Source organism: Mycobacterium sp. NAZ190054 (genome assembly GCF_001545925.1).
GTDB lineage: Bacteria > Actinomycetota > Actinomycetes > Mycobacteriales > Mycobacteriaceae > Mycobacterium.
The window spans coordinates 36,629-45,273 of sequence record NZ_LMVQ01000057.1 but is presented as its reverse complement, the minus strand read 5'-3'; the positions used below and the strand labels follow the sequence as shown (position 1 = coordinate 45,273).

Sequence of the window (8,645 nt, the reverse complement as noted above, 5' to 3'; positions counted from 1 at the left end):
TCACTTTCGCCACAGGCTGCGTACGCTGGACGTAATGAGATTCCAGGTGGCTGTGGCCGGGACGGTGCTCGTGTGCGCCGCCGCGCTGGCGGGGCGGTGGTCGGCCGGGTGGGCCGGGGCGTCGAGAACTCCGGCTCGGTGTGCTCGTCGGGTGCGCGGGTGGCGGTGCCGTCGACCGATGACTGGCAGCCCGCCAGCGCGGCGGCGCACACGAGCACCGTCCCGGCCACAGCCACCTGGAATCTCATTACGTCCAGCGTACGCAGCCTGTGGCGAAAGTGACGGGAGTGACTCGCGTGTGCTACGCCGTTCGCTCTTCGTGACGCACCTCATCGCCTAACATCACGCCCATGTCGCACGAGAGCCGGCCGGTCTCGATCCTGTCCGTGTCGGAATGCTGGGATCTGCTGGCCGACGCTCCGCTGGGGCGACTGGTCACCAGCATCGAGGGCGAACCGCACATCTTTCCGGTGAACTTCGCGGTGCAGGACCGCACCGTGCTGTTCCGGACCGCCGAGGGCACCAAGCTGACCGCCGCGGCGATGAGCCGCGAGGTGCTCTTCGAAGCCGACGGCTATTCACAGAACGTCGGCTGGAGTGTGATCGTCAAGGGCGCGGCGCGCTCGCTGCGCGACCAGGACGAGATCGCCCGGGCCGAGGATGCGCAGCTGACGCCGTGGACCGCGGGCGTCAAGACCCATCTCGTGCGGATCCGCCCGCTCAACGTCAGCGGCCGCCGGTTCGTCTTCGACCGCACACCCGACGCCGGCTGACCGGCGTATCGCAATTCTCGATCCGCCGGGAACAAATCCCGGCGCGACCCCGTTGACCACTTTCGACAGTTGAGTGACACAGACTCAAGTCTGGGTTGACACGAGGGTGTCGGCGAGAGCAGTCTTGAGCCCGGTGCACTCAGTCCGATCGAGTGCTTCGCACTCGTGAACCGAAGAACGTCTACTCAGGAGGCAGCAACCATGGCTCGTGCGGTCGGTATCGACCTCGGGACCACCAACTCCGTCGTCGCAGTCCTGGAAGGTGGCGATCCGGTCGTCGTCGCCAACTCCGAGGGTTCCCGCACCACCCCGTCGGTCGTCGCGTTCGCGCGCAACGGCGAGGTGCTGGTCGGTCAGCCCGCCAAGAACCAGGCCGTGACCAACGTCGACCGGACCATCCGCTCGGTGAAGCGGCACATGGGTTCGGACTGGACCGTCAAGATCGACGACAAGGACTACACCCCCCAGGAGATCAGCGCCCGCGTGCTGATGAAGCTCAAGCGCGACGCCGAGAGCTACCTGGGTGAGGACATCACCGACGCGGTGATCACGGTCCCCGCGTACTTCAACGACGCCCAGCGTCAGGCCACCAAGGAAGCCGGCCAGATCGCCGGCATGAACGTGCTGCGGATCGTCAACGAGCCGACCGCGGCCGCCCTGGCCTACGGACTCGACAAGGGCGAGAAAGAGCAGACCATCCTGGTGTTCGACCTCGGTGGCGGCACGTTCGACGTGTCCCTGCTGGAGATCGGCGAGGGTGTCGTCGAGGTGCGTGCCACCTCCGGTGACAACCACCTCGGTGGCGACGACTGGGACGACCGGATCGTCGAGTGGCTCGTCGACAAGTTCAAGGGCACCAGCGGCATCGACCTGACCAAGGACAAGATGGCGATGCAGCGGCTGCGTGAGGCCGCCGAGAAGGCCAAGATCGAGCTGTCGAGCTCGCAGAGCACCTCGATCAACCTGCCCTACATCACCGTCGACGCCGACAAGAACCCGCTGTTCCTCGACGAGCAGCTGACCCGCGCGGAGTTCCAGCGCATCACCCAGGATCTGCTGGACCGCACCCGTAAGCCGTTCCAGCAGGTGATCAAGGACGCCGGCATCGCCGTCGGCGACATCGACCACGTCGTGCTGGTCGGTGGTTCCACCCGTATGCCCGCGGTCTCCGACCTGGTCAAGGAGATGACCGGCGGCAAGGAGCCCAACAAGGGCGTCAACCCGGACGAGGTCGTCGCCGTCGGTGCCGCGCTGCAGGCCGGTGTCCTCAAGGGTGAGGTGAAAGACGTTCTGCTGCTTGACGTCACCCCGCTGTCCCTCGGTATCGAGACCAAGGGCGGCGTGATGACCAAGCTCATCGAACGCAACACCACGATCCCGACCAAGCGCTCGGAGACGTTCACCACCGCCGACGACAACCAGCCGTCGGTGCAGATCCAGGTGTTCCAGGGTGAGCGTGAGATCGCCGCGCACAACAAGCTGCTCGGCTCGTTCGAGCTGACCGGTATCCCGCCGGCCCCGCGCGGTGTCCCGCAGATCGAGGTGACCTTCGACATCGACGCCAACGGCATCGTGCACGTCACCGCCAAGGACAAGGGCACCGGCAAGGAGAACACGATCAAGATCCAGGAAGGCTCTGGCCTGTCCAAGGAGGAGATCGACCGGATGATCAAGGATGCCGAGGCGCACGCCGACGAGGACCGCAAGCGTCGCGAGGAGGCCGACGTCCGCAACCAGGCCGAGTCGCTGGTCTACCAGACGGAGAAGTTCGTCGCTGAACAACGGGGCGCAGCGTCCGAAGGTGGATCCAAGGTCCCCGAGGACACCCTGACCAAGGTCGACGCCGCGATCGCCGACGCCAAGACCGCGCTTGCCGGCACCGACATCGGCGCCATCAAGTCGGCCATGGAGAAGCTCGGCGTGGAGAGCCAGGCTCTCGGCCAGGCGATCTACGAGGCCACCCAGGCCGAGCAGGGTGCCGGCGCCGCAGGCGACGGTGATTCCGCCGGTGCGTCGGGCGGCGGCAGTGATGACGTCGTCGACGCCGAGGTGGTTGAGGACGACCAGGAGCGCAAGTGAGCGCCAACGATCAGGACCGGGTGAAGGAAGAAGAACCCATCACCGTCACCGACAAGCGGCGCATCGACCCCGAGACCGGGCAGGTGCGTGAGACTCCGGCGGCGGCCCCCAGTGGGCCGGCGCCGGAGGACGCCGCGGCCGAACCGACCGTGGAGTCGGTGGAGGCCGACAAGGCCGCGGAGTTGCTCGCCGACCTGCAACGGGTGCAGGCCGATTTCGCCAACTACCGCAAGCGTTCGCTGCGTGATCAGCAGGTGATCGCCGACCGGGCCAAGGCCACGGTGATCAGTCAGCTGCTGCCCATCATCGACGACCTCGACCGGGCACGCAGCCACGGGGATCTGGAGTCCGGGCCGTTGAAGGCGGTGGCGGACAAACTCATCTCCACGCTTGAGGGCTTGGGGCTCACCGGTTTCGGCGCGGAGGGCGACGAGTTCGACCCCGCGCTGCACGAGGCGGTGCAGCACGAGGGCGAAGGCACCCACCCGGTCGTCGGGACGGTGATGCGGCGCGGCTACAAGATCGGCGAGCAGGTCGTCCGCCACGCGATGGTGGGCGTCGTCGACACGGTGCCCGACGCGTCCGACACCGACAATGCCGACGCCGAGCCGCCACAGCCCTCAGAATCGTGAGAATCGATCCGCAACCGTGACGAGAAGGTAAGGAGGTGACGCGATATGGCCCAACGCGAGTGGGTTGAGAAGGACTTCTACAAAGTGCTCGGCGTCGCTTCCGATGCCGACGAGAAGGAGATCAAGCGGGCCGCCCGCAAGATCCTCGCGGAGAACCACCCCGACCGGAATCCGGGCAACACCGAAGCCGAGGAGCGCTACAAGGCCGCGTCCGAAGCCAAAGAGGTGCTCACCGATCCCGCCAAGCGCAAGGAGTACGACGAGACCCGTCGGCTCTTCGCGGGCGGCGGGTTCGGTCGCGGCCGCTACAGCGGCGGCGGGGGGTTCGGCGGCTTCGGTGGTGGCGACGGGGCGGAGTTCAACCTCAACGATCTGTTCGACGCCGCAGGCCAGGCCGGTGGCGCGAACATCGGGGATCTCTTCGGCGGGCTGTTCGGGCGTGGTGCCCAGCAGCCGCGTCCGTCCCGGCCGCGCCGCGGCAACGACCTGGAGACCGAGACCTCGCTGAGTTTCCTGGAGGCCACCAAGGGCGTGGCGATGCCGCTTCGGCTCACCAGCCCGGCCCCGTGCACGAACTGCCACGGCAGCGGCGCACGTCCGGGCACCAGCCCGAAGGTGTGCCCGAACTGCAACGGGGCCGGCGTCGTCAGCCGGAACCAGGGCGCGTTCGGGTTCTCCGAGCCCTGCACGGAATGCCGGGGCAGCGGCTCGATCATCGAGAACCCGTGCGAGGAGTGCCGGGGCACCGGGGTGAACACCCGCACACGCACCATCAACGTGCGGATCCCACCCGGGGTGGAGGACGGGCAGCGCATCAGGCTGGCCGGGCAGGGTGAGGCCGGGTTGCGCGGGGCGCCGTCGGGCGACCTGTATGTGACCGTGCACGTCAAGCCGGACAAGGTCTTCGGCCGCAACGGCGATGACCTCACCGTGACGGTGCCGGTCAGCTTCCATGAACTCGCCCTGGGCACAACGCTTTCGGTACCGACACTGGAGGGCAAGGTCGGAGTCCGGGTGCCGAAGGGCACGTCGGACGGCCGGATCCTGCGTGTTCGGGGCCGGGGCGTCCCGAAACGCTCCGGAGGTCACGGTGACCTGCTGGTCACCGTGAAGGTCGCCGTGCCGCCGAACCTCGAAGGGGAGGCTGCAGAGGCATTGGAGGCGTACGCGAAAGCCGAACGCGCCAGCGGGTTCGATCCGCGGGCGGGATGGGCCGGTGCGCTGTGAGCGCCGGCCGGTCCGGCCGCGCGGACGAGGCCAGGACGTTCCTGATCTCGGTGGCCGCCGAGTTGGCCGGTATGCACGCACAGACGCTGCGCACCTACGACCGGCTCGGACTGGTCAGCCCGCAGCGCAGTTCCGGTGGCGGACGGCGCTATTCGCAGCGTGACGTGGAGCTGCTGCGCGAGGTGCAGCGGTTGTCCCAGGACGAGGGCGTCAACCTCGCCGGGATCAAGCGCATCATCGAGCTGACCAATCAGGTCGAGGCGCTGCAGGCGCGGGTGCGTGAGCTCACCGAGGAAGTGGAGCACCTGCGGGCCCAGCCGCGTGCGAAGAGCACCGCGCTGGTGGTCTGGCAGCCGCGCAACCAACGCTGACCCCCTCATCCGCCGAAATTGCATTCCGGCAGCTCTGTTCTCGAACTTTCGCTGCTGGAATGCCATTTCGGCGGGACGGGGGGTTAACCCCACCCCCGATATGGGGGTGGTCACGATTGATCCGCCCGGCCGTGCCCACGACGATGGTGGCCGTGACACAGCCGTGGCATCCACTCACCCGGATCGCATTCCGTTTCTGCTTCGTATACTTCGGCTTGTTCTGCCTGCTCTTCGCGCAGATCGTCTTCGTCTACGCGGGGATTCTGACGCGATGGCTGCCGCAGGACGCGATCATCTGGCAGATGACGTTGGTGGAGCCGATCTGCACGTGGGTCGGGCACCACGTCTTCGGCGTCGAGGCTGTCCTGCACCGGGATTCGAACAGCGGTGACCAAGCCGTCGTCTGGGTCATGGTGTTCGTCCTGGTCGTGGTCGCCGCTGTCGCGACACCGATCTGGTCGGTCGTGGACGGTCGGCGCCGGCGATACGACAGGCTGTACGCCTGGTTCGCGATGTTCATCCGGCTGAGCCTGGCCGGCCAGATGCTGTTCTACGGCGTCGCCAAAGTGATTCCGACGCAGATGCCGTCGCCGCCGCTGGCCGCGCTGCTGCAGCCGTACGGCGAGCTGACCCCGATGGCCGTGCTGTGGCTGCAGGTGGGCAGCTCGCATCCGTACGAGATCGTGCTCGGCGCTGTCGAGGTGATCGGCGGGTTGCTTCTGTTCTGGAATCGCACCGCGCTGCTCGGCGCGCTGATCTCCCTGATGGCGATGGCCCAGGTCTTCTTGCTGAACATGACCTACGACGTGCCGGTCAAGGTTTTGTCGGCACATCTCCTGCTGCTGAGCCTGTTGCTGGTGGCGCCGCATCTGGGCAGGTTGGCCGACGTTCTTGTACTGCAGCGTCCTTCGGCTCCCGCGCCACCGCCAGTGCTGTTCCGCAGCCCGCGGGCCAACCGGACCGCGTCGGTGGTCGTGACGCTGCTCGCAGCGTGGGTGACGACCGGACTGGTGATCGAAGGCTGGAGCGCGTGGCGCGAATACGGGGACGGCCGGCCGAAACCGGAGCTGTACGGGATCTGGGCGGTCACGGAGTTCACCGCGGACGGGATCGTCCGCCCACCGCTGGTGACCGATGAGATCCGGTGGCAGCGTGTGGTTTTCGACGAGCCTGGACTGATCACCTACCAACTGATGGACGGTGAGCTGGTGCAGGCGTCCACCGAGGAGACGGCCGTGCGCTTCGAACGACAGGGCCGCGACCGGCTGCGGGCAGTCGGTGAGCTCGGTGGGCAACACGTCACGATGTCACTGGCGCAGGTGGACCTCGACAGCTTCACGCTGCGCAGCCGCGGCTTCCACTGGGTGCAGGACTACCCGAACTTCGCCTGACTCGCCGAAATTGCATTCCGGCAGGGGTTTTTCGAGAGAGGCGCTGCTGGAATGTCATTTCGGCGCTGGGTGGGGCTTAGGCGACCTTGATCCGGAACCGCGCCACTGCCGACTCGCCGGGCTGCACCTCCCGGTAGCCGCCCCGGCGCAGCGCATCGGTGGGGGCGGCCATCGGCTCGAAGCACACCACCGCGTCGTTGCCAGGAGCGAACACCTGTGCCGCGGTGAACCCTTCGTCGAAGTGCACCTCGATCCGGCGGCCGCCGCCGGAGAGCGCGAACACCGACCCGGGGGCGACGTCGTCGTAACCGTCGTCGATCACCTTGTCACCCAGCAGTTCTGAGGTGGCATCCCGCTGTTCCGGGTTACCTGTCGGGATGCCCCACGCGTTCACCGGGCGGTATCGCATGGCGGGTGTCTCGATCTGCCACTGTGCCCTCGGCACGTCGGGCAACTGCAGGTACGGGTGGAAGCCGAAGCACAACGGCACCCGGGACCCGGTCGTCGCGGTGACCGTGGTCGTGACGGTCAGCGTGCGGTCGGCCAGCGTGACGTCCAGCGTCAGCAGGTGCGGGAACGGGAAACTGGCCAGCAACCCGGGCCGCGCGGCGAAATCCAGCTCGGCGGTCAGCTGTGACTCCAGCACCGTGGTGACGGTCCAGTCGTTGTACGCGGCCAGGACGCCGTGGATCGGCACCCCGTGGTCGTCGGTGCGCACGCCGCCGGTGCCCGGGGTCAGCGTCACCACCGCGCCGTCGACGCCGTAGCCGTTGCTGCTCAGCCGGTTGGCCCAGGGATAGAGGATCGGGATCCCCATGGTCTTGTGGTTGGACACGTAGGCGTACAGGCCGCGGCGCTGGCCGAGCAGCTCGACGCCGTCGTCGGACAGCGAGGTGCCGACCATGCCTGCCCGCGGAGCGTAGGTGGCCGTCAGCGGGGACGACGGATCACGCAGCGTGACGGTTTCGAACACGTCCATGCTGCGATCCTGCCATGCGTTGCTCAACTGGCCAGAGGATCGTGCTGGATCCGTTCGGCCGGGGCGCCTTTGGCGATCAGGGCCGATTTGGTCGCCCGCACCATCTCGGGCCGGCCGCACAGCAGGATCTGCCGGTCACCCCAGTTGCCGTACCGCGTCACCACCTCTGGAAGCAGACCCGTCTGGCGCACGTGCAGTCCGCGCGGCGGCGTGACGTCGGGAAACTGGGCCGCCCACGGCGGGTCGAAGTTCAGCTCCGACACCGGCGTCACCGACAACCACGGGTTGGTGGACGCGATCTCCCACAGGGTCCGCAGGTCGTACAGTTCGCAGGGGTGCTTGGCGCCGAAGAACAGGTGCACGCGCGGGTTCTCGCCGAACCGGGTCAGGTCCATGATCAACGTCCGCAGCGGCGCCAGGCCGGTGCTGCCGGCGACCATGAGCACGTCACCGCCGCCGCGGTCGATCTCCATCGCGCCGTGCGGATTGGCCACCCGCCACCGGTCTCCGGGCCTGGTCTCGCCGACGATCGCGGTGCTGACCATCCCTCCGGGGACCGAACGGACGTGGAACTCGACGTAGCCCTGCGGGTCGGCCGGGATGGCGGGGCTCAGGTAGCGCCACCGGCGCGGCCACTGCGGCACCTGCACGGGCACGTACTGACCGGGGTGATATGCCAGCGCGTGATCCATCTTCAACCGGATGACCGAGACGTCGCGGGCGGGCCGGAGGTGTTCGAGCACGGTGCCGTCACAGAACGGTGGACTGGTCTCGGCGTCCGCGGCGCCACTCATCACCCCGACGACGAGTTGGACGACGTCATCGACGGCCTCGGCGAGCCGGCGGTCCCACTGCGCGACCAGCGCCTTGCGCAACGAGACCAGCAGGGCGTCCGTCAGGGACGCGTAATGCGATTGTGTGACACCGTACTTGCGGTGGTCGCGGCCCAGTTGGGCCAGGAACGCGACCGGTTCCTCGGCGCGCTGGGCGATCAGCTCGTCGCACAGCCAGCACATCGCCTGCGCGAAGACCTGGCGCTGCTTGGCCATGTCGGGCGGGAAGAGGTCGCGCGCGGACAGGTCGGCAGCGAACCACCGCGTGTAGAAATCGGCGATCAGCGACTCGGACCCGCCGTCGCCGTCGAGCGCATCCCGGAGGATGCGCATCGATTCGCGGTCTTCGAGTCCCACGCC

The 8,645-nt window shown here is 67.7% G+C and carries 9 protein-coding genes; 7 read left to right on the top strand and 2 right to left on the bottom strand.

The window, feature by feature from the left end:
- Positions 1–72 precede the first annotated feature (72 nt).
- From ASJ79_RS32005 to ASJ79_RS05770, 7 genes are all read left to right on the top strand, one after another.
- Complete coding sequence (locus ASJ79_RS32005) at positions 73–282, top strand: hypothetical protein (RefSeq protein ID WP_156448289.1); 210 nt, start codon at positions 73–75, stop codon at positions 280–282.
- A gap of 68 nt (positions 283–350) precedes the next feature.
- Complete coding sequence (locus ASJ79_RS05795; protein WP_067953785.1) at positions 351–773, top strand: pyridoxamine 5'-phosphate oxidase family protein; 423 nt, start codon at positions 351–353, stop codon at positions 771–773.
- Between the two features lie 201 nt (positions 774–974).
- Positions 975–2,852, top strand: coding sequence for a molecular chaperone DnaK (gene dnaK, locus ASJ79_RS05790; RefSeq protein WP_067953784.1), 1,878 nt, complete (start codon positions 975–977; stop codon positions 2,850–2,852).
- The gene (grpE, locus tag ASJ79_RS05785; protein ID WP_067953783.1) at positions 2,849–3,484 is read left to right on the top strand and encodes a nucleotide exchange factor GrpE; all 636 of its coding nucleotides are present in this window, start codon (positions 2,849–2,851) and stop codon (positions 3,482–3,484) included. The genes dnaK and grpE overlap by 4 nt, the downstream gene beginning before the upstream one ends.
- Before the next feature lie 45 nt (positions 3,485–3,529).
- Positions 3,530–4,711, top strand: a complete 1,182-nt coding sequence (dnaJ, locus tag ASJ79_RS05780) for a molecular chaperone DnaJ (protein ID WP_067953782.1) — start codon at positions 3,530–3,532, stop codon at positions 4,709–4,711.
- Complete coding sequence (locus ASJ79_RS05775) at positions 4,693–5,082, top strand: heat shock protein transcriptional repressor HspR (protein WP_197420093.1); 390 nt, start codon at positions 4,693–4,695, stop codon at positions 5,080–5,082. The genes dnaJ and ASJ79_RS05775 overlap by 19 nt, the downstream gene beginning before the upstream one ends.
- A 143-nt stretch (positions 5,083–5,225) precedes the next feature.
- Positions 5,226–6,473 carry a DoxX family protein gene (locus tag ASJ79_RS05770; RefSeq protein WP_067953780.1) on the top strand — a complete coding sequence of 416 codons (1,248 nt, stop codon included), beginning with the start codon at positions 5,226–5,228 and terminating at the stop codon, positions 6,471–6,473.
- 76 nt (positions 6,474–6,549) lie between these two features.
- Here ASJ79_RS05770 and ASJ79_RS05765 read toward each other — a convergent pair whose 3' ends face one another.
- Positions 6,550–7,452 carry an aldose 1-epimerase gene (locus ASJ79_RS05765; RefSeq protein WP_067953779.1) on the bottom strand — a complete coding sequence of 301 codons (903 nt, stop codon included), beginning with the start codon at positions 7,450–7,452 and terminating at the stop codon, positions 6,550–6,552.
- Positions 7,453–7,475: 23 nt separating this feature from the next.
- Complete coding sequence (locus ASJ79_RS05760; protein WP_067953778.1) at positions 7,476–8,642, bottom strand: FAD-binding oxidoreductase; 1,167 nt, start codon at positions 8,640–8,642, stop codon at positions 7,476–7,478.
- Between the last annotated feature and the right edge of the window lie 3 nt (positions 8,643–8,645).